We start from the raw sequence: 18,237 nt of genomic DNA, 5'->3' as shown, positions 1-18,237 counted from the left end.
TTTGCCGGATGTTTAAAAAGCGTATCCCACAACTCGAATTTATTGCTTTGATGGCCTCCTTAATGGCCTCAGTTGCTTTGGCAATAGATGCCCTCTTACCAGCTCTTGATATTATTGGATTTTCTGTGGGAAGTGTTTCTGCCGCTGACAATCAGCAAATTATCATCATGATCTTTTTAGGGCTAGGAATAGGCCCTTTACTATTTGGACCAATTTCAGACAGCATAGGAAGAAAGCCCGTCGTTTATATGGGGTTCGTTCTTTTTGTGCTCTCCAGTTTTCTATGTGTCTATGCACAAAGTCTAACCGTACTTGTAATAGGACGAATTCTACAGGGAATAGCCTTATCTGCTCCAAGAACAATTTGTATTGCAATTATTCGTGACACCTATAGTGGTGATCACATGGCGCGTATTATGTCTTTTGTTACGGTGGTGTTTTTATTGATCCCAGTTATCGCCCCTGCTCTGGGCAAAGTGGTTTTAGATGCCTACAATTGGCAAGCTATTTTTTATGTGCAGATTGTTTTTGCCATTGTAGTCGGCATTTGGTTCTGGAGAAGGCAACCCGAAACCTTGCGTGAAGAAAATACGGTTAAGTTTACGTCCAGTATTTTTACTGATGGACTTCGTGAACTCCTGAAATATAAACAGACCGTAGGCTACACTTTTATTTCTGGCTTTATTACCGGATCATTTTTAGTATACCTCAGTACAGCACAGCAGGTATTTCAGGAGCAGTATAATTTGAAGGAAGAATTCCCCTATATCTTTGCGGGACTTGCTATTGCCATAGGCGCTGCTACGTTCTTGAATGGCAGTTTTGTAATCCGATTTGGAATGAAGAAATTAATAACTGTCTTTTTGATTTCTTTCTTTCTGATTTCCTTTACCTATGTAGTTTTGTTCTTCGGAAAAGCGAATCCTTCGATAGAAATTTTAATCCTCTTTTTGGGCGCGCAGTTCTTTTCTATTAGTTTTCTCTTCGGAAACCTTAGATCAGCAGCCATGCAACCCATCGGACATATTGCTGGAATTGGTGCTGCCATCACAGGATTCGTGGCGACGCTGATGTCAGTTCCTATTAGCACCTATATTGGTGGATTTGTTGTCGATACTGTTTTTCCGCTATTCCTTGGTTTTACAGTTTGTGCCTTATTGGCTTTGATAATTTTGGCTTATCTCAGACTAACTCAGCAAAAAACAATCCCTGCGAGCGTCTAAGTTTTTTTGCGTTTTGTGAGCCATTGCTTAAACCATAAATTCAATAATAAGCCGCTTATGATCATCGCCATACCTACAAAACTCCATATAGTATATGTTTCTCCTAAAAAACCAACGCCTACAATTATGGCAAAAACGACTTCTACATATTTAATAGGTGCAATTACATTGGTTTCCCCCATTTGAAATGCTTTTGTCATAAACAATTGCCCGAAATAACCAAAAATACCCAAACTTAGTAGGAGCAAAAGATCAATAAGAGTTGGGGTTTTCCAATTGAAAATAGATAGTACTCCTCCCACAATAAAAGCAATGCACATGAAGTAATTAACAATCACCACAGGATGCTCACTAGGTCCAATTTTTCGAATAACGATATAGACTAAACCACTAAAGACAGAAGCTAACAGCACTAGTATTAATCCGATTGGAGGTATGCTGTCATCAAAGCCTTTTAAGACCAAAACACCTAAAAAAGAAAGCACAAAAAATAACCATTGAATTGGACGCACATTCTCCTTAAGGATCAAAATAGCGAACACGGCAGCAAAAATGGGTGCAATATATCGCAGGGCAACTGCAGAGCCTATAGGCATATAATGAACGGCCATAAAGAACAAGAGCATTGAAGTAGATCCAAAAACACCCCTTGTAATTAAAAGCTTCCGGTTTTTGCCAAGTATGGGTATACCGCGACTAAGAAGAAATCCGAAGGTGAAAAATAGAGAGCCAAAAGCTCTGAAAAATACCAATTGATAAGCACTATAGTTCGTCAAGAATTTCAGGAGTCCGTTCATTCCAGTAAACGCAATGGTGCTTAGCACCATAAAAAGAATCGCTTTTTTTAAATTCAAAGGACGATTTTAAATTCTCATGTAAAGATAGATGAATATGCGCTTTTAGAAAATGCAAAAACCACATTCAAAAGAATGTGGTTTTGTTTAGACTCTGGTTAAATACCATGAAACATGTGTGGGACAATATTCAATAATTTCGAGCACCAGCAACATATTCATCAATACCTTGTTGTAACTGATTAAACTTTTGAAACTGCTCTTTAGCACTATCGACATAGGCTTCAACAGATTTTTTACGGCTCTTTAATGATCTGATAATTTCCGAATTTGAATTACTTAAGTTTTCGAGTCCACTTCTGAGGCTTTCAATACGCTCAAAAAGACTATAAGTTCGAGGTTCACAGGTGTAAGAATTAAGTTTACGCTTTAATTGTTGTAGATCGTTTTGATTGCGTTCTAACCGCAAGACCAGAGCACTTTTATCAACTTCTTTTACGTCAGATTTCATCGTAGCAGGATTTTAAGATTGAACATAAACATTTGAGGGTACAATAAGTTACGAAAAAATCAAATACAGAGATGTTTCTAAAGTACAGAAAATCAGACTTTAACAATTAATTCAACTAAGCTTAACTTTTGTCTTAGTATAAATTTGGTTTTGAGAGGTATCCTCCTTAATTTAAAGAAAAATCTTTTTATGAATATCAACTTTGAATATCACGCGGTAAAGGCAAGTAATCGACTTGAAATTATGGCCGCGGACAGGCTAGAAAAGTTATTAAATAAATATGATTTCGTAGTGCGCGCAGATGTTTTCATAAAAAAGGAAAACACAAGCCAACCAAATACGGGTATGATCTGTGGTATTCGATTGAGTACTCCAGGACCTCGTCTTTTTGCCGAATCCAGTAATGGTAGCTTTGAAGCTTCTATTTCAGAATCTGTCACTGAGTTAGAGCGCCAATTAGATAGACGCAAGGCGAAAATGAAATCCTATTAAGTAGTATTCTAGAAATAAAATTTACTAGATAATCTCCTTAATTGTTGTTCGATGTATCTTCAAATTGAGTGTCAACCAAAGTCGCTTTACTCAAACGGGTAGAATATGGTGTATGTTTCAAATCGCGGAGTAGCATTCTTTTTCTGCGTTCTGAAATATCAAGGGTATCTAAAATTCTAAGTTTTAATTCAGTCGCTGCAATTCTTTCCTGCCTTTTTTTCATACGTTCTTCCTCCGTGCTAGCAATTTCAGGTTCAAATCTGGACATTACGGTATGCCGTTGCACCTTAACATTACTCTTATCAATTTTAAGGGTGGCTGTTCTTTTTACGGTTGCAGGTTTCGAATCAGGTTCTTGCCCAAAAATAGGTACTGACCCAAAAAGGGAAATACAAAGACCAAAGGTCAAAATAAGGGAAGTTTTCATTTTAATTCAAATAGTGTGTCTCCTTTAAAAATACAAAAAAACTGTGACTTTACCATAAATTGCCCTTTTGTTGTTCAACCATCGGTTTTTAGTAACATTTTGTCGGTGGTATTATAAACTAATTAAGGTTCAAAAAAACAGCAAATAAATCATAATCTTTATCAAATCCAAAAGATTAAAAATGACAAAAGTTGGTTACTAAAACATATTTTAGTCTTCTATTTCGTCATAAGTATTCTCCACCAACATTGCTTTTTGCAATCGTCGCGAAATACCATTCTTGTATAAGTCACGAAGCAATTTTAACCTTTTGCGATCAGATATGTTCAAAGTATCTATAATACTGCGCGTCCGAGCAATTTCGGCTTTCTTCTTTTCATTCTTACTTACAAAATCAGGTTCGAATTTGAACATGATGGGACCTTCATCTTCTTCGACGAGCTTTTTAGTTTTGTTTGGCGTAGGAGTTTCTTGTGCATTTGTGGAAAAGGGGAATAAGCCCCAAATACATACGCTAAAAAGCATAAATAAAATCTTCCTCATTATCAAAATATAAAATTGTTCTGCTTACAAGGTATTAAATTCTTTTTGTAAGTTACAAAAACTGTAGAATTCAAGTTAAATAACGTTTAAATACGACAGTTGAACGAAACTCAAAATAAACTAACTTTGGCATAAATTATGAATGCCATTACTTATGAAACATTCTATAACAATATTTTTTGTTGTTTTTTCCATACTATTTGCAAATGCACAAAGTGATCTGAGCATTACAAATGCTGAAGTTAGTTTTGTATTTGTGAATAACGATGTAGAAGGAACCCTCGAAGGGTTTACATCAGAGTCTATCATAGATCTTGACCAAATTGAGAATTCAAAGCTCAAAGGATCGGTAAAGGTTGAAACCATAAGTACTGGGAATTCTATTAGAAATTGGTCGCTCAGACGCAGTAAATATTTTGATGCGGACAATTTCCCCAAAATCAAGTTTGAAAGCACATCAGTACAGCAAGAAGGAGATATCATTACCGTAAAAGGCAAGTTGACCATTAAAGACGTTGCCAAAGACGTTAATTTCAGCTTTAAAAGAAAAGATAAGCAACTCGTTGGAAAAACTACTCTTTATAGTTCTGATTATGGAATCAACATCAAAAGTGACCGAGAGAAAAACAAAGTGTTGGTCGAGCTAATATTTCAATTGAAATAGGTATTTGAATAGTATACACCTACACATTAACATTTTTTCCTTCCTCACCTACTTAAAGCTAAAATGATTGTTACATTTGTGCACTTAAAATCGCACCTATGTGGATTTGGATTATTTTTATCGCTTTCATTTTAGTTTTCCTTGCGCTTGACCTAGGCGTTTTCAATAAGGAAAATCATGTTATAAAAACCAAAGAGGCAAGTATCTGGACAGCTATTTGGGTTACAGTCGCCCTTAGTTTTAGTGGTGTCATCTATTGGTTATTTTCCAATGGAATGGTTGATAACCCAACAGGACTAACCCCTAACACCGCAGTTCTAAAATATATTACTGGTTATCTTATCGAACTTTCTTTGAGTGTAGATAATGTCTTTGTTATTGCAGTTATTTTCTCCTCCTTTAAAATACCACCATTGTACCAGCATCGTGTTCTTTTCTGGGGAATTCTTGGTGCCATCGTGTTTAGAGCTTTAATGATTCTATTTGGTGTAGCACTAATTACCAAGTTCGAATGGATCATCTATGTCTTTGGTGTTTTTCTGCTTTGGACAGCATTTAAAATGCTCAAAGGTGAAGAGGAAGAATTTGACCCTAAGAAGTCATTTGTATTTCGGCAGATAAAGAAGATATACCCAATTACCGGAAGTATTCAAGGGGAAAATTTCTTTGTAAAGCGCATGGGCATCAAGGCTGCTACCCCCCTATTTGTTGCGCTAATTGTTATCGAACTTACTGACATTCTTTTTGCTTTAGACAGTATTCCTGCGATTTTGGCCATTACGGCAGATCCCTTTATCGTTTTTAGTTCTAATATCTTGGCCATCATGGGACTCCGTTCTATGTATTTCTTGATTTCTAGAATGTTGGAGAAGTTTCGTTTTATCAATTACAGTCTGGTGGTGATACTTGCCTTTGTTGGCTTGAAGATGCTTTTCTCACATTACATTCACCTGCCGGAGTGGGTTTCATTAACCGTTATTTCTGTAGCATTGGTTGGTGGCGTTATTGCTTCGTTGACTATTCCGGAGAAAGAGGAAGAGTAGACCAGCCCTCAATCCCTAAAGGGATGCCAAATTAAATAGTTCTTGTTCTTGTAACACGAAAAGTCTCCCTTAGGGTCGATAGCAACCAATATTACCCATTATTCATCTGCCCAAAAAGAGCATCATATACTTTTTGAACGCCCCAATTCCCAACAGGAAAGTACAAGGCAAAGAATAGCGCCATTCCTAGGGCAAAATTACGTTCGTTGAAAAGTTGGTCCAATAAATTGTTTGGATAGGCATAGGATGATTCAAAGGCATAGCCCCCAAATTCAAGAAGGCACATCGCTACCAATCCGTAGGCATATTGAGCATGAAAAGGAAGCTTACGAAGTAACAACGAAACCGGAACCATATAAACGATATAACAGGTAATCACCTGCCACCAATAGGTGAATCGAGCGATTTCAACTTGAGCGCCAAACCAATCCATTAGCATTCCCCAAGAAAAATAGACAATGCAGTAAATAGCAATAAGTCGTTTATCAACGTTTAATTTGGACTTCGCCCATCTTATAAATTCAGTCATTTGCTAGATTGTTGGATTGTTGGATTGTTGGATTGTTGGAGAATAAATTTTCATTTTCAACTTGTCCCCTTTAATTAAGCCTCAGAGAGTTTCTTATCTATAATTTGAAGCGCATCTTTTACCGTTTCCATTTGGTCCATGTCTTCATTTTCTAGGCGAATATCAAAGGTATCTTCCACATCAAGAACAATATCTACCAAATTGGCTGAATTTATATTTAATTCATTAATCAGATGACTTTCTTCAGTTATGCTAGCCGCTGAAACATCTTCAGGAAGGTATATTTTAATGATATCGTGTAATTTTTGGTAGTGTTCAGTGCCAGTCATAATTTGGGTTATTTGATTGTAAGATTCTTAGATGGGAATTTTTCAATTTTCCACTTTCAATTTTTACTTAGTCAACTAAAAGCTTTAAAAATAACACAAGCATTTACATCTCCAAAACCAAAACTTGCCTTTGCCATTATTTTTGGGGAATGCGGAATCGTTTTTTTCGGAATTTTCTCCTTGTCTACCAATTCCAATATCTCTGGATGCAAGTCTTCGCAGTTCACATTACCAAAAACTTGACCTTCTCTAAACTGAAGTACAGCACCAACACTTTCAATACTTCCGGATGCTGCCAAACAGTGTCCGAAAAGTCCTTTAAAAGAATTTACATAGGGGAAGTCTTCTCCATCACGTTCCAGAGCTTTTGTCCAATTCTCTATTTCCGTGGGGTCTTTTGCCGTGGCAGTAAGATGTCCGTTTATGGCGTCTACGTCCGAACTTTGAATTCCTGCATTTTCTACTGCCTCTCGTATACAACGCTGCACTGCAAGACTATTTGGAGCTGTCATACTGCCTTTTCCGCGCTGGCCACCACTATTTACTGCACCGCCTAACACTTCTGCATAAATCTTAGCCCCACGTTTTTGAGCACTTTCCAAGGATTCCAAGACCAAAGCCCCTGCTCCACTTCCAGGGACAAAGCCAGCCGCACTAGCACTCATTGGCCGACTTCCTTTTGTTGGGTTCTCATTAGACTTTCTAGGTAAAATACGCATAGCATCAAAGCCACCCCAAACATAAGGACCACTGTCACTGCAACTCCCTGTTAAGATTCGTTTCGCTTTTCCTGCAACAATGCGGTCATAGGCCATGAGAATGCCCTCTGTACCCGTTGTACAGGCCGAAGAGTTGGTGGTTACCTGATTGCCGCATCCTAAGATTCCACCTAAATACGCACTTATACCACTCGCCATGGTTTGTAGTACCGTAGTGCTTCCTATACGTCTTACATTCTTTGAATCTACCAAGTGCGTGGATTCTCGAAACTTATCTACTCCAAGAATTCCGGTGCCGAAAATGATGCCACTATCCCAATCGGGTGTTTCTTTTTCTGCAATAGCTAATCCTGCATCTTTCCATGCATCTGTTCCGGCGATGACTCCATATAGAACGCCGCTAGCATTCAATCCGCGAAGCTGCAAGGGTGTAAAATATTGATTGATTAACGCTTCATTCAATTGCGGTTCTCCTGCGATTTGACAAGCAAATTCCAAATCTTGAAGCTGCTTATCAAAACGAATTCCGCTAGTCCCTTCTTGCAGCGATTTGGTGAATTCCTTTAATCCAATCCCATTAGGTGCGCAAACGCCAAGTCCTGTAATTACAACGCGTTTACCCATTTTTAATCGATTTAAGCATTCCTGAAACTGTTCCTTTGCAAACTAACTTCCCTTCGGAATTGTGCATCTTTACCTTACATTTCAATTTGTGAAAACGAAAATATTCTTTTTCGGAAGTGACTACTACTTTCTCATTAGGAAAAACAGGAGCTAAGAATTCCATTTCAGAACTACTCAGTCCTATTTGCACATTTTCACCCATCGCGACTTCCTCACTGTTCAAGAGATAAATGCCCAGTGCTACCACACCAATTTGTGCACAGCACTCGGTTAAAATCACTCCTGGTGTAACAGGATTATCTTTGAAATGGCCTTTGTAGAAATCAGAATCGGCATCAAAAGTATATGAACCTTCTGCTCCGTTTTCATCGATATGTAGAAGTTCATCAACAAACAGAAAAGGTTTGGTGTATGGGAGTTTATGGATGATTTCTTGGTATTTCAAATAGTCTTTTTTACTAATTAACTTGAACTTGAACTTGAACTTTTAGCTTTGTAGCACCAACCCCTCCGCCCTGCGGGCACCTCCCCTTTGCAGGGGAGGACTTAAAAATTCAACTTTGTTAAAGGGGAACCCAACTTTTATTTGAATTCACATACCTTTTTGAAAGCCCTCCCTTTTTGAGGAGGGTTGGGTGGGGCCTTACCATTCCAACAAGACCCGTTGTGCGGAGAAGCCTGGGCCGAAACTCAATATCAAGCCTTGCTCCCCCTCTTGAATGTCTTTTTCAAGAAAACGCTCCAGAACGTAAAGAACAGTAGCACTGCTCATATTTCCATATTCTCGCAAGACTTCGCGGGTGTCGTCTATATTCTTTCCTAATTTACCAAATAGTTCCTCAACCGTCTGTACAATTTTTCGTCCACCGGGATGAAAAATCAAGTGGTCTACCTTTTTAATGGAGCTGCCATTCCGTTCTAAAAACGGATGTACAATATCTGGAAAATGATTCGCGATTGTTTCGGGTACCGCTGGGTCAAGAATCATCTTTAATCCGTGATTCGTCATATCGAAGCCCATCATTTGCGTGGCATCTTTAAAATGATACATCTCCTCTCCTACTATTTTGGGGCCTTTGGCATCAGCTTCCGAAGACAATAGAACACAAACGGCCCCATCTCCAAAAATAGCTGCACTCACCATATTTGCCATGGAGTGGTCATGGAGTTGAAAAGTCGCAGTCGGACTCTCAACAGCCACCAAAGCAATACGTTTATTGGGATTCGACTTTAAGAAGTTTTGTGCATAAATCAATCCCGATACACCCGCTGCACAACCCATTTCCGTAACCGGCAAGCGCACTACATCATGCTTTAAACCTAAATCATTGATGAGATAAGCATCCAAAGATGGAATCATTATTCCCGTACAACTTACTGTGATGATATAATCGAGGGAATTTGCCTCCCAACCACTTTGTTTTAGGGCTTTTTGTAAAACGGTTTTGCCCAACTTTTTCACTTCCCGAACATAGATCGCATTCTTTTCTTCGAAGGAAGTTGCTGTAAAAACTTCTTCAATATTCATGATGCCATAGCGCTTATCAACAGCGGCACCTTCAAATATTTTCACCACCTTACGGCGAAAACGTTCGTCTTCATCAGCCAACCATAATTCGACAAAAGGAATGATATCTTCAGTACTCCGGCAATATTCAGGCAATTCTTTGGCAACCGTAACTATTCGTGTTTCGTTCATATATCAAGTCAGTCGATTGGGTTGCATAATCCATACATAACGAAAGGCCCATTTCCATTTAATGTTATGTTTGATCTGGGGCAAGCTCTTCGAATATTGAATTAAATCAGATTTTATAAAACCTTTACTAATGGAAATCAATCCATCAATTTTGGCCGTTTTTGTTTTTATAAAAATAAGGCTAAAGGCTTTAAAAAGATAATAGGCCCAACGACTTCTGTGCAAATCGTTGATTACAACTCCGATACTGGCCAATTGATTAAACTTTTCAAGAAAAATCAAAAGGTCTTTGTTTGTAAAGTGATGCATCGTAAGTGTATTGATGACAATATCGCAATTCAAATCGGTCACTTTCAACTCAAGAATATTGCGATGTTGGTATTCAATTTCGGGATAGTTAGCAGATGCTTCTTCCGCTAATTGCAAGGCTTCGGTATTCAGGTCGATGCCAATTAACCGGACATTAATGTCCCTTTTCTTGCAATATTTTGCTACTTCACGAAGCATGTTACCATCACCGCAGCCCATATCAACAATCGTATAGCTTTCTTGCGGATGGGCTTTAATCAAATCTGCAACCGCATTAACCGTAATATTGCTACCGCCTAAAATACTGTTCACACGATTGATATCATCGAAAACGATACGTAGGCTTTTGAGTCCCTCGCGAAAATCATCCATCAACTCCGGTTGATTACTTCTTTCTGATAAATCTATTAGCATTGTATTTCTTTTCCATGGGTTTGTTTTATTAGTTTTCGAAGCAAAGCGGGAGATGTTGTCACGGCTTTTAAAGCCAAATTAGACATTTCTTCATTGAGTAGTAAAGATTGTAGTTGCCTGCCCATCCACAAGCGTTTTCTAAAGGTTTTTTGCCATTCTTTTTTATAGGCCGTTTCCAATTGTTCTCTATTGAATGCATCCTTTAGAAAGCGGTCCACATGTTCCGAAGCAATCTTAGCGGAATGAATGGCCATCGCCATACCGTTTCCGCAGAGTGGATGGATTAAACCCGCAGTATCTCCACACATCAGAATATGGTTTTCTACGGATTTCTTCTGTTCAAAGGATATCTGTGCAATTGTCAAAGGCTCATTGAAAATAGGAGTTGCTTTTCCCAAGAAATCATTCAGAAATGGGTTTCTAGCAACCACCTTTTCATTAAAATCTTCAACATTTTTTAGCTTTTGAAAACTTGAATAGGAAGCCAGGTAACAGAAGTTAACTGCTCCAGTTTCCGTTTTAGACAAACCGCCGTAACCTCCTTTAAAATTGTGCAATGCGACTTCATTCTCAGGAAACTCATCAAACACGTAATGAGCCTTCACTCCCAACCAACCGGACTTCTGTTGAATAAAATTTCTATTCAGGCGCTTGTCTATCGGGCTCCGCTTTCCGTAAGCACCAATGGCAATCTTGGAAGTATATGTTTGCTTATTCTCAGTACGAACTTCAAAAAAACCTTCTTCAAACTCAATTGTCGTAACCGATTCAAATGCAAATTGAACACCGTTTACAACTGCCTTTTGGTATAACAAATGGTCAAAACTGTAGCGGCTAATACCTATTCCGCCTAAAGGTAATTTTGTATGTGTAGATTTTCCGCTTGCGGTACTTAAGCTCAGATTATCTATCTGAACAGCCTTTGAAGAATCCATCGGCACTCCTAAAACTTTTAAATACGGAATGATTTCGTTGGAAACGTATTCCCCACAGACCTTATGATGCGGATAAGGTTTCTTTTCCAGGACCAAAACAGAGTGTTTTTCTTTGGATAAATGAATTGCTGCCGTTAGACCGGCAAGGCCTCCACCAACAATAATAACATCATAGCAAATCACCATCGAAAGATAAGAATAAAAAATCCCGACATAACAGTCGGGACTTTTAAATCAGTATTACAAATAATCGCTTTTCGCTTATTTGCTCGTCTTCTTTTTAGCCTCTTCTTTTAGCTCAGGACTGGCCATAATAGCAAGTTCAACACGACGGTTCTTGCTCTTACCCTCGGTTGTTGAATTGTCCGCTCTAGGTTGCAACTCGCCATACCATTTTGTAGTAAAACGATTTTTAGCAATGCCTTGGGCAATTAAGTAATTCGTTACCGATTGCGCTCGTTGTTGAGACAAGTTCATATTGTAATCCTCAGGACCAGCACTATCTGTATGTCCCTCAACCAAAATATATGATTTAGGATACTCTTTAAATATTCCTGATAATTTATTGAGTGTTTCTACGGATGTTCCTTTAATATTCGATTTACTGGTATCGAAATACACACCTGCTTCTTCATTAAAGACCACATTAATTCCTTCTCCAACTCGGGTTACCTCCGCTCCAGGAATTTCTTCTTCAATCCGTTCGGCTTGTCTATCCATACGATCACCAATAAAACCGCCGGCTACACCTCCAACGGCGGCACCAATAATTGCTCCTAAAGCTGTATTGTTGCCTTTGCCTACATTATTGCCCAGAACTCCGCCTATAACAGCGCCACTAGTGGCACCAACAACGGCTCCTTTTTGTTTGTGATTTGCATTTTTTACAGCACTACAGCCAAAAATCAGACTTGCTGATAGTGTAAGGAATATACTTTTTCTCAAATATGTTTTCATAAGTAGTTTTTTAAGATTTTTTATTGAATTTGTAAACGACATTCATCACCTTTCCATCGACATTAACATTTGATTTCAGAACCATCTCACTAGCGGTAAGCGTAGCGATATTAAGTCGATATCCTTTTCCGGATATGTCTTTGTTCTTTTCATCAATGCGCTTGAATTGCAATTGACTTGAATAATTCTCAGGATTATCAACAACAGACCAGCGCATAAACCTGTCACCACCATGACAAAGGGAAGATGCGGCTAAAGTATAGCGTCCTGTACTATTGTTATCGCGAAAGAACCAATTACTTCCTTCAAAACAAATATCATCTGCATCATTGAAAAGGACAGATTTGAAATTACCCGTTCCATTTTCATAGCTAATATCATTGAGAGTCCAAGTACCGCTTAACATATTCCGTTTTTCGCGCACTGCTTTGGAAATGGAGCAAGAAGAAAAGAGCATGACAAAAGCCATGACCAAAAGGTAATTTTTCATGTTTTAGATTTTAGGGTTGCTCTATGTACGTATGAACGGACAGAACAGTTTTTATCCAAACGTTAAACATTTAAGAATATGTCAAGATGAAGATTCTAATCGATGAATGGTAAGAAAGCCTAATAATAAAACACCATTCTAGTTATGGTCTGTTATTAGTTAAAAAACACGTATGGTATTTAAAACTTATCTAGTACGCCAGTAAATCCAGTAATTCGTGGGCGAATCTATTTTTAGGTAAATAGTTATTCTCCAAATTTTTGGCAAACGGAATAGGTGTTTCAATACTAGCCACTCTTTTCACCGGAGCATCTAAATGTTCAAAACAGTTTTCCATTACTAAAGCGGAAATGTCGCTGGCAATTCCACCGAAAAGACTGTCCTCTTGTAGGATAATGAGTTTTCCTGTTTTTCTTACGGATGTATAGATTGCTTCCGTATCTAAAGGAGCCAGTGTTCTCAAATCAATAAGGTCAGCACTTACTTCTTGGTGACTTTCTAATGTTTCCAATGCCCAATGTACTCCTGCTCCGTAGGAAACAATAGTAATATCATTTCCTTCTTTTAGAACCGCAGCTTTTCCTAAGGGAATGGTATAATAATCAGAAGGCACATTTTGATACACACTTCGATACAGACCTTTGTGTTCGAAAAACAAGACGGGATTTGGGTCATTGATAGCAGTATTCAATAAGCCTTTGGCATCTTTCGGAAATGCTGGGTATACTACTTTTAAACCAACAGTTTTCGTAAACCAAGCTTCATTGGTTTGAGAATGAAAAGGTCCCGCACCGACTCCGCCACCGCAAGGCATACGAATCACTACATCGGCTTTTTCATTCCAACGGTAATGCATTTTGGCCAGATAATTCACAATAGGATTAAATCCCGTACTAGCAAAATCAGCGAACTGCATTTCCATAACCGCTTTCATTCCGTTTATGGATAGTCCCGCTGCAGCCGAAACAATGGCAGATTCACAAATGGGTGTATTCCGCACACGCTCTTTGCCAAAAGCATCAACAAAACCATCTGTGATTTTAAAAACCCCGCCATAATCCGCAACATCTTGCCCCATAATGACAAGATTATCATACTTCTCCATGGATTGTTTTAATCCGGTAGAAATGGCATCAACCAAACGAATATTCTCTACTACACTTCCTTCTTTAATATCTTCATAATCAAATGATTTGTAAACATCATTTAATTCTTTAGTTTTATTTACTTCAACCTCGCTTTCATCAAAAGCTAGCTTTAAATTTTCATTGATTTCAGCGGTAATCTTTACTTTGATGGCATCGATTTTTGCTACATCTAGAATTTGCTCGTCTAACAAGAATTTTTCGTAGTTGGCGATAGGGTCTTTTTGCGCCCACTCCTCCATCAGCTCTGCTGGAACATACTTTGTACCACTCGCTTCTTCATGACCTCGCATACGAAACGTTTTAAACTCTAGAAGTATTGGCTCTGGATTCTTACGCATCTTTTTACAGAGCTTATCTACGGTACTGAAAACCTCAAGAATATTATTGCCATCGATGATATGAGATTCCATTCCATAGCCTTTTCCTTTATCTGCTAAATGTTCACACTTGTACTGCTCATCTGTAGGAGTGGACAGACCGTAGCCATTATTTTCAATACAGAACAAAACTGGAAGGTTCCAAACGGCTGCAACGTTTAATGCTTCGTGAAAATCACCTTCGCTGGTACCACCTTCACCAGTAAATACAGCCGTTACATGGCCATTCTTCTTTAAAACGTCCGCCAAAGCAATGCCATCTGCAACCCCTAATTGTGGACCTAAGTGCGAAATCATTCCGACAATATTGAATTCCTGTGTGCCAAAATGAAAGCTGCGGTCGCGTCCATTTGTAAAGCCACTAGCCTTGCCCTGCCATTGAGCAAAAAGCCGATACAACGGAATATCACGAGTCGTAAAAACCCCCAGATTTCTATGCATTGGCAAAATATACTCCTCTGCTTGCATAGCACTAGTTACACCGACAGAAATCGCTTCCTGACCGATGCCACTAAACCACTTTGAAATCTTTCCTTGACGTAATAGAATCAACATCTTTTCCTCAATCATACGAGGTTTTAGCATCCGCTCGTAAAGACTGACTTGTAATTTCTGGGATACTTTGGAGTTTTGGTACTTCATGTTATATTTTAAAGCAATCATGTTCAAAAACGGGATAAATTTAACAATAAAGAACACAAAAGCACTTAAAAGATTTGATAAGCCGCAGCATAATTTATTAACTTTGATTGAAACGTTTTAATTTATTCGTATGAGTCTCGTACCTAGTGTTGATTTAAAGGATTTCACCTCAGGTGATTCCGACAGAAAAGAAAAATTTACCAAAGAAATTGGTAAAGCTTTTGAAGAAATAGGTTTTGTGGCTTTGAGTGGACATTTTCTTTCTGAAGAACTGGTTGAAAATTTGTATTCAGAGATAAAGCAATTCTTCAACTTACCACAAGAAACGAAAGATAGTTATGAAATTGAAGGCATTGGCGGGCAACGCGGCTATACTTCCTTCGGAAAAGAACATGCAAAAGGCAGAAAAGAAGGGGATTTAAAGGAGTTCTGGCATTTCGGTCAGTATGTTGAGGACAATCCCAAATTAGAAGTGGAATACCCTGAGAACGTAAACGTGAAAGAACTTCCGAAATTCAATGCTATTGGGAAAGAAACCTATAAAATGCTTGAAAGAACAGCTAAATATGTACTTCGGGCCTTAGCCTTACATTTAGATTTAGAAGAAACCTATTTTGATGAATATATCCGGAATGGAAATTCCATTTTAAGACCAATTCACTATCCACCTATTACTTCAGAACCTAAAAACGCAGTGCGCGCGGCAGCTCACGGGGATATCAATCTGATTACCCTATTAATGGGAGCCCACGGAAAAGGTTTACAAGTGATGAACCACAAAGAGGAATGGGTAGATGCTATTGCAAGACCCGACCAGTTGATGATTAACGTTGGTGATATGCTTTCAAGACTCACGAATAACAAGTTAAAGTCCACGATACATCAAGTTGTGAATCCGCCGAAAGAACTTTGGGGGACATCACGGTATTCAATTCCGTTTTTTATGCATCCGATAAGTGAAATGTCTTTGAATTGTTTGGAGAACTGCATAGATGATGATAATCCGAAAGGATTTGAAGATACTACTGCTGGAGAGTTCTTGCATGAGCGTTTGATTGAATTGGGTTTAATCAAGAAATAATTTAGATGGATTTACAAGATCAGCTCAAAAACCTTTTTCCAGACTATACTCCAGAAAAAGAAGAGAAATCCGAAGAAAAAAGCGATATCTGGCTTCAAGACGAACCCATAATTTGCAAATACGAGAAGCGAAAAGGCAAGCCGATTACCATTTTAGAAGGGTATAATGGTGCGGATTCGGACTTTAAGAAGCTAGCAAAAGAAATAAAAATCAAATTAAGTGTTGGTGGAAGTTTTAAAAATGGCGCAATCATTATTCAAGGTGATTATAGAGATAAGATAATGGATATGCTTAAAAACAAGGGATTTGCCGTAAAACGTGTAGGAGGGTAATTCGGACATTCAATGTGGCCCTATTTCTCGCAGTTCTGCATTTTAGTAAACTTGACCCTCATTTTGTGTTAATTTTATTTTGACGGATTCAAATAAATGTTACTTTTAACACTACAACCTAAACTGCTGACTCTATGAGTTCCCTTTTGCACATTACAAATGGAGATAGTTTTACCCAAAGACTAGACTCTCTTAAGCTTAAAGGTGATGTCATCACATGGCGTGAAATGCTCTGTGAAGGCCAAACCCTTACCAACGTAGGTAGCGAATCTTTTTGGAAAGCTCGTTTTGAGTTTCTAAACAAGAATTACAAGGTTACCAAATCTTCATTTATTGAAAAGACCCTAAAGGAATACCGATCACTTTGTAATCACAAACAACAAGACCAAATTGTACTTTGGTTTGAGTATGATTTGTTTTGTCAAGTGAATATGTTGGCCGTTATTAGCTGGTTAAAATCACATCGTAAGTATGCCGAAATATCATTGGTTTGCAGCGGAAAAGAGGATGATACCGATAATTTGTATGCACTTAATGATTTGAATGATGAGCAACTACTGAAACTTTACGAGAATAAAGTTGTGCTTAGTCAAGATGATATCGAATATGCAGATTATGTATGGCAATTGTACTGTAGTGACAACCCCATGCGCTTAGAAAATCTTACTGATTTTAAAAATTACAAATTCGATTACCTATCGGACGCTATTACCGCTCACTTACAACGTTTTCCTTCCATTAAAAATGGATTAAACGCTATGGAAAATAATATTCTTCAACTTAGTGTAGACCAAAAATTAAATAGCAAAAAAGAGCTCTTAGGTACCATTTTAAGAAACCAGAGCATCCTAGGTTTTGGAGATAGTCAATATGATAGAGCTATTTCTAGGCTCAAACCCTTGTTCTCTTCTTTCAATCCGGTTAAACTTACTCAAAAAGGTAAAGAAATTTTGGACGCTAAAACAAGCTACTACTCCTGTATTCAGGATAATGACGTGTATCTTGGAGGTGCTTTGAAATATAACTTCTTATACAACACGCATACGGACAGAATTCTAAAATTATAGAATGCAATTAGGGCCATCTGAGCTTATTCTGAATGCTGATGGCAGTATTTACCATCTAAATTTACTTCCCCAAGACATTGCAAATACCATAATCACAGTTGGCGACCCTGACAGGGTTTCGGATGTATCTAAACATTTTGATTCCATTGAATTCAAAAAAGGAAAACGAGAATTTCTTACCCATACGGGAATGTTAAATGGAAAACGGATAAGTGTCATTTCTACGGGAATTGGCACCGATAATATCGACATTGTTTTCAATGAACTGGATGCCCTTGTCAATATAGATTTTGAAAATCGAATTGTTAAGTCAGATAAAATTCAGCTCGACATCGTCCGGATTGGAACCTCAGGTGCGATTCAATCGGATGTAGCAGTAGATTCCTTTTTACTGAGTGAATTTGCCATGGGGTTTGATGGACTTTTGCATACGTACCAAAGTGATACAATCCAACATAAGGAAATTTCTAAGGCCTTTGTCCAACAAACGAACTGGTCATCAAACAAATCAGTTCCCTACGTTGTTAAATGCGATGAAAGTCTAGCACAGCAATTATTATCAAATCGTATACGATTTGGCACAACAGCAACAAACATTGGTTTTTACGGACCGCAGGGCAGGAAACTTCGCTTAACGCTTGCTGATGAATCTTTAAACAACAAAATCACTTCTTTTGAACACGATTCCATTAAAATTACCAATTTAGAAATGGAAACTTCCGGTATTTATGGCCTCTCAAAACTACTAGGTCACCGTGCGGTTTCTATGAACTGTATTCTAGCCAATCGTGTTACTGGTGAGTTCTCAAAAAATCCACAAAAAGCGGTTGACGACCTCATTCAATACACTTTAGAAAAGTTGACAAACACCTAAAATAATAAGTCGGT

22 protein-coding genes are annotated in these 18,237 nt (G+C 38.2%); 8 read left to right on the top strand and 14 right to left on the bottom strand.

The window, feature by feature from the left end; genetic code table 11:
* Positions 1-8: 8 nt before the first annotated feature.
* A complete protein-coding gene (locus ACKWCD_RS02935; protein WP_413982433.1) occupies positions 9-1,223 on the top strand; it encodes a multidrug effflux MFS transporter in 1,215 nt (404 codons plus the stop codon).
* On the opposite strand, the gene ACKWCD_RS02930 is transcribed toward ACKWCD_RS02935, so the two are convergent.
* A complete protein-coding gene (locus ACKWCD_RS02930; RefSeq protein WP_413982432.1) occupies positions 1,220-2,077 on the bottom strand; it encodes a DMT family transporter in 858 nt (285 codons plus the stop codon). The genes ACKWCD_RS02935 and ACKWCD_RS02930 overlap by 4 nt on opposite strands.
* A gap of 130 nt (positions 2,078-2,207) precedes the next feature.
* Complete coding sequence (locus ACKWCD_RS02925) at positions 2,208-2,528, bottom strand: hypothetical protein (protein ID WP_413982431.1); 321 nt, start codon at positions 2,526-2,528, stop codon at positions 2,208-2,210.
* A gap of 189 nt (positions 2,529-2,717) precedes the next feature.
* Here ACKWCD_RS02925 and ACKWCD_RS02920 point away from each other — a divergent pair, with 189 nt between their 5' ends.
* A complete protein-coding gene (locus ACKWCD_RS02920) occupies positions 2,718-3,020 on the top strand; it encodes an HPF/RaiA family ribosome-associated protein (protein ID WP_413982430.1) in 303 nt (100 codons plus the stop codon).
* 37 nt (positions 3,021-3,057) lie between these two features.
* Here ACKWCD_RS02920 and ACKWCD_RS02915 read toward each other — a convergent pair whose 3' ends face one another.
* Complete coding sequence (locus tag ACKWCD_RS02915) at positions 3,058-3,447, bottom strand: hypothetical protein (protein ID WP_413982429.1); 390 nt, start codon at positions 3,445-3,447, stop codon at positions 3,058-3,060.
* Positions 3,448-3,657: 210 nt separating this feature from the next.
* Positions 3,658-3,990: a hypothetical protein gene (locus ACKWCD_RS02910; protein WP_413982428.1), complete on the bottom strand. Its 333-nt coding sequence runs from the start codon at positions 3,988-3,990 to the stop codon at positions 3,658-3,660.
* A gap of 154 nt (positions 3,991-4,144) precedes the next feature.
* Between ACKWCD_RS02910 and ACKWCD_RS02905 the strand changes: the two genes are divergently transcribed.
* Positions 4,145-4,654, top strand: coding sequence for a YceI family protein (locus tag ACKWCD_RS02905; RefSeq protein ID WP_413982427.1), 510 nt, complete (start codon positions 4,145-4,147; stop codon positions 4,652-4,654).
* A 98-nt stretch (positions 4,655-4,752) separates the two neighbouring features.
* Positions 4,753-5,697: a TerC family protein gene (locus ACKWCD_RS02900; RefSeq protein ID WP_413982426.1), complete on the top strand. Its 945-nt coding sequence runs from the start codon at positions 4,753-4,755 to the stop codon at positions 5,695-5,697.
* Positions 5,698-5,788: 91 nt separating this feature from the next.
* Here ACKWCD_RS02900 and ACKWCD_RS02895 read toward each other — a convergent pair whose 3' ends face one another.
* From ACKWCD_RS02895 to ACKWCD_RS02850, 10 genes are all read right to left on the bottom strand, one after another.
* On the bottom strand, positions 5,789-6,226 hold the full coding sequence (locus tag ACKWCD_RS02895; protein WP_413982425.1) for a hypothetical protein: 438 nt from the start codon (positions 6,224-6,226) through the stop codon (positions 5,789-5,791).
* A 74-nt stretch (positions 6,227-6,300) separates the two neighbouring features.
* Positions 6,301-6,555, bottom strand: a complete 255-nt coding sequence (locus tag ACKWCD_RS02890; protein WP_413982424.1) for an acyl carrier protein — start codon at positions 6,553-6,555, stop codon at positions 6,301-6,303.
* Positions 6,556-6,626: 71 nt separating this feature from the next.
* Positions 6,627-7,898, bottom strand: a complete 1,272-nt coding sequence (locus ACKWCD_RS02885) for a beta-ketoacyl-[acyl-carrier-protein] synthase family protein (protein WP_413982423.1) — start codon at positions 7,896-7,898, stop codon at positions 6,627-6,629.
* Positions 7,891-8,343, bottom strand: coding sequence for a 3-hydroxyacyl-ACP dehydratase FabZ family protein (locus tag ACKWCD_RS02880; protein ID WP_413982422.1), 453 nt, complete (start codon positions 8,341-8,343; stop codon positions 7,891-7,893). Before ACKWCD_RS02880 ends, ACKWCD_RS02885 begins: the two co-directional genes overlap by 8 nt.
* 198 nt (positions 8,344-8,541) lie before the next feature.
* A complete protein-coding gene (locus ACKWCD_RS02875) occupies positions 8,542-9,597 on the bottom strand; it encodes a type III polyketide synthase (protein WP_413982421.1) in 1,056 nt (351 codons plus the stop codon).
* A gap of 3 nt (positions 9,598-9,600) precedes the next feature.
* Positions 9,601-10,320 (bottom strand): methyltransferase domain-containing protein, encoded by a 720-nt coding sequence (locus ACKWCD_RS02870; RefSeq protein WP_413982420.1) that lies wholly within the window; start codon positions 10,318-10,320, stop codon positions 9,601-9,603.
* Positions 10,314-11,441, bottom strand: coding sequence for an NAD(P)/FAD-dependent oxidoreductase (locus ACKWCD_RS02865; RefSeq protein WP_413982419.1), 1,128 nt, complete (start codon positions 11,439-11,441; stop codon positions 10,314-10,316). Before ACKWCD_RS02865 ends, ACKWCD_RS02870 begins: the two co-directional genes overlap by 7 nt.
* Positions 11,442-11,516: 75 nt before the next feature.
* On the bottom strand, positions 11,517-12,212 hold the full coding sequence (locus ACKWCD_RS02860; protein ID WP_413982418.1) for an OmpA family protein: 696 nt from the start codon (positions 12,210-12,212) through the stop codon (positions 11,517-11,519).
* Positions 12,213-12,222: 10 nt separating this feature from the next.
* Positions 12,223-12,702, bottom strand: coding sequence for a lipocalin family protein (locus ACKWCD_RS02855; protein ID WP_413982417.1), 480 nt, complete (start codon positions 12,700-12,702; stop codon positions 12,223-12,225).
* A 190-nt stretch (positions 12,703-12,892) separates the two neighbouring features.
* On the bottom strand, positions 12,893-14,869 hold the full coding sequence (locus ACKWCD_RS02850) for an alpha-ketoacid dehydrogenase subunit alpha/beta (protein WP_413982416.1): 1,977 nt from the start codon (positions 14,867-14,869) through the stop codon (positions 12,893-12,895).
* Positions 14,870-14,999: 130 nt separating this feature from the next.
* Here ACKWCD_RS02850 and ACKWCD_RS02845 point away from each other — a divergent pair, with 130 nt between their 5' ends.
* From ACKWCD_RS02845 to ACKWCD_RS02830, 4 genes are all read left to right on the top strand, one after another.
* Positions 15,000-15,950, top strand: a complete 951-nt coding sequence (locus tag ACKWCD_RS02845; RefSeq protein WP_413982415.1) for an isopenicillin N synthase family dioxygenase — start codon at positions 15,000-15,002, stop codon at positions 15,948-15,950.
* Between the two features lie 5 nt (positions 15,951-15,955).
* Complete coding sequence (locus ACKWCD_RS02840; RefSeq protein ID WP_413982414.1) at positions 15,956-16,282, top strand: translation initiation factor; 327 nt, start codon at positions 15,956-15,958, stop codon at positions 16,280-16,282.
* 134 nt (positions 16,283-16,416) lie between these two features.
* Positions 16,417-17,349 carry a DUF1835 domain-containing protein gene (locus tag ACKWCD_RS02835; RefSeq protein WP_413982413.1) on the top strand — a complete coding sequence of 311 codons (933 nt, stop codon included), beginning with the start codon at positions 16,417-16,419 and terminating at the stop codon, positions 17,347-17,349.
* 1 nt (position 17,350) lies between these two features.
* Positions 17,351-18,223: a nucleoside phosphorylase gene (locus ACKWCD_RS02830; protein WP_413982412.1), complete on the top strand. Its 873-nt coding sequence runs from the start codon at positions 17,351-17,353 to the stop codon at positions 18,221-18,223.
* Positions 18,224-18,237: the final 14 nt, after the last annotated feature.

The sequence above is a fragment of the Maribacter taeanensis genome (assembly GCF_047345145.1).
Classification (GTDB): Bacteria; Bacteroidota; Bacteroidia; order Flavobacteriales; family Flavobacteriaceae; genus Maribacter_C.
The sequence above is the reverse complement of the archived record's forward strand: the minus strand, read 5'-3'. Positions and strand labels throughout refer to the sequence as shown.

Coding starts and splice junctions, on each gene's coding strand:
- ACKWCD_RS02890 (WP_413982424.1), bottom strand. CDS start 6,555: ATGACTGGCACTGAACACTACCAAAAATTACACGATATCATTAAAATA.
- ACKWCD_RS02925 (WP_413982431.1), bottom strand. CDS start 2,528: ATGAAATCTGACGTAAAAGAAGTTGATAAAAGTGCTCTGGTCTTGCGG.
- ACKWCD_RS02910 (WP_413982428.1), bottom strand. CDS start 3,990: ATGAGGAAGATTTTATTTATGCTTTTTAGCGTATGTATTTGGGGCTTA.
- ACKWCD_RS02920 (WP_413982430.1), top strand. CDS start 2,718: ATGAATATCAACTTTGAATATCACGCGGTAAAGGCAAGTAATCGACTT.
- ACKWCD_RS02875 (WP_413982421.1), bottom strand. CDS start 9,597: ATGAACGAAACACGAATAGTTACGGTTGCCAAAGAATTGCCTGAATAT.
- ACKWCD_RS02850 (WP_413982416.1), bottom strand. CDS start 14,869: ATGAAGTACCAAAACTCCAAAGTATCCCAGAAATTACAAGTCAGTCTT.
- ACKWCD_RS02895 (WP_413982425.1), bottom strand. CDS start 6,226: ATGACTGAATTTATAAGATGGGCGAAGTCCAAATTAAACGTTGATAAA.
- ACKWCD_RS02845 (WP_413982415.1), top strand. CDS start 15,000: ATGAGTCTCGTACCTAGTGTTGATTTAAAGGATTTCACCTCAGGTGAT.
- ACKWCD_RS02860 (WP_413982418.1), bottom strand. CDS start 12,212: ATGAAAACATATTTGAGAAAAAGTATATTCCTTACACTATCAGCAAGT.
- ACKWCD_RS02855 (WP_413982417.1), bottom strand. CDS start 12,702: ATGAAAAATTACCTTTTGGTCATGGCTTTTGTCATGCTCTTTTCTTCT.
- ACKWCD_RS02905 (WP_413982427.1), top strand. CDS start 4,145: ATGAAACATTCTATAACAATATTTTTTGTTGTTTTTTCCATACTATTT.
- ACKWCD_RS02915 (WP_413982429.1), bottom strand. CDS start 3,447: ATGAAAACTTCCCTTATTTTGACCTTTGGTCTTTGTATTTCCCTTTTT.
- ACKWCD_RS02865 (WP_413982419.1), bottom strand. CDS start 11,441: ATGGTGATTTGCTATGATGTTATTATTGTTGGTGGAGGCCTTGCCGGT.
- ACKWCD_RS02835 (WP_413982413.1), top strand. CDS start 16,417: ATGAGTTCCCTTTTGCACATTACAAATGGAGATAGTTTTACCCAAAGA.
- ACKWCD_RS02830 (WP_413982412.1), top strand. CDS start 17,351: ATGCAATTAGGGCCATCTGAGCTTATTCTGAATGCTGATGGCAGTATT.
- ACKWCD_RS02900 (WP_413982426.1), top strand. CDS start 4,753: ATGTGGATTTGGATTATTTTTATCGCTTTCATTTTAGTTTTCCTTGCG.
- ACKWCD_RS02840 (WP_413982414.1), top strand. CDS start 15,956: ATGGATTTACAAGATCAGCTCAAAAACCTTTTTCCAGACTATACTCCA.
- ACKWCD_RS02935 (WP_413982433.1), top strand. CDS start 9: ATGTTTAAAAAGCGTATCCCACAACTCGAATTTATTGCTTTGATGGCC.
- ACKWCD_RS02885 (WP_413982423.1), bottom strand. CDS start 7,898: ATGGGTAAACGCGTTGTAATTACAGGACTTGGCGTTTGCGCACCTAAT.
- ACKWCD_RS02870 (WP_413982420.1), bottom strand. CDS start 10,320: ATGCTAATAGATTTATCAGAAAGAAGTAATCAACCGGAGTTGATGGAT.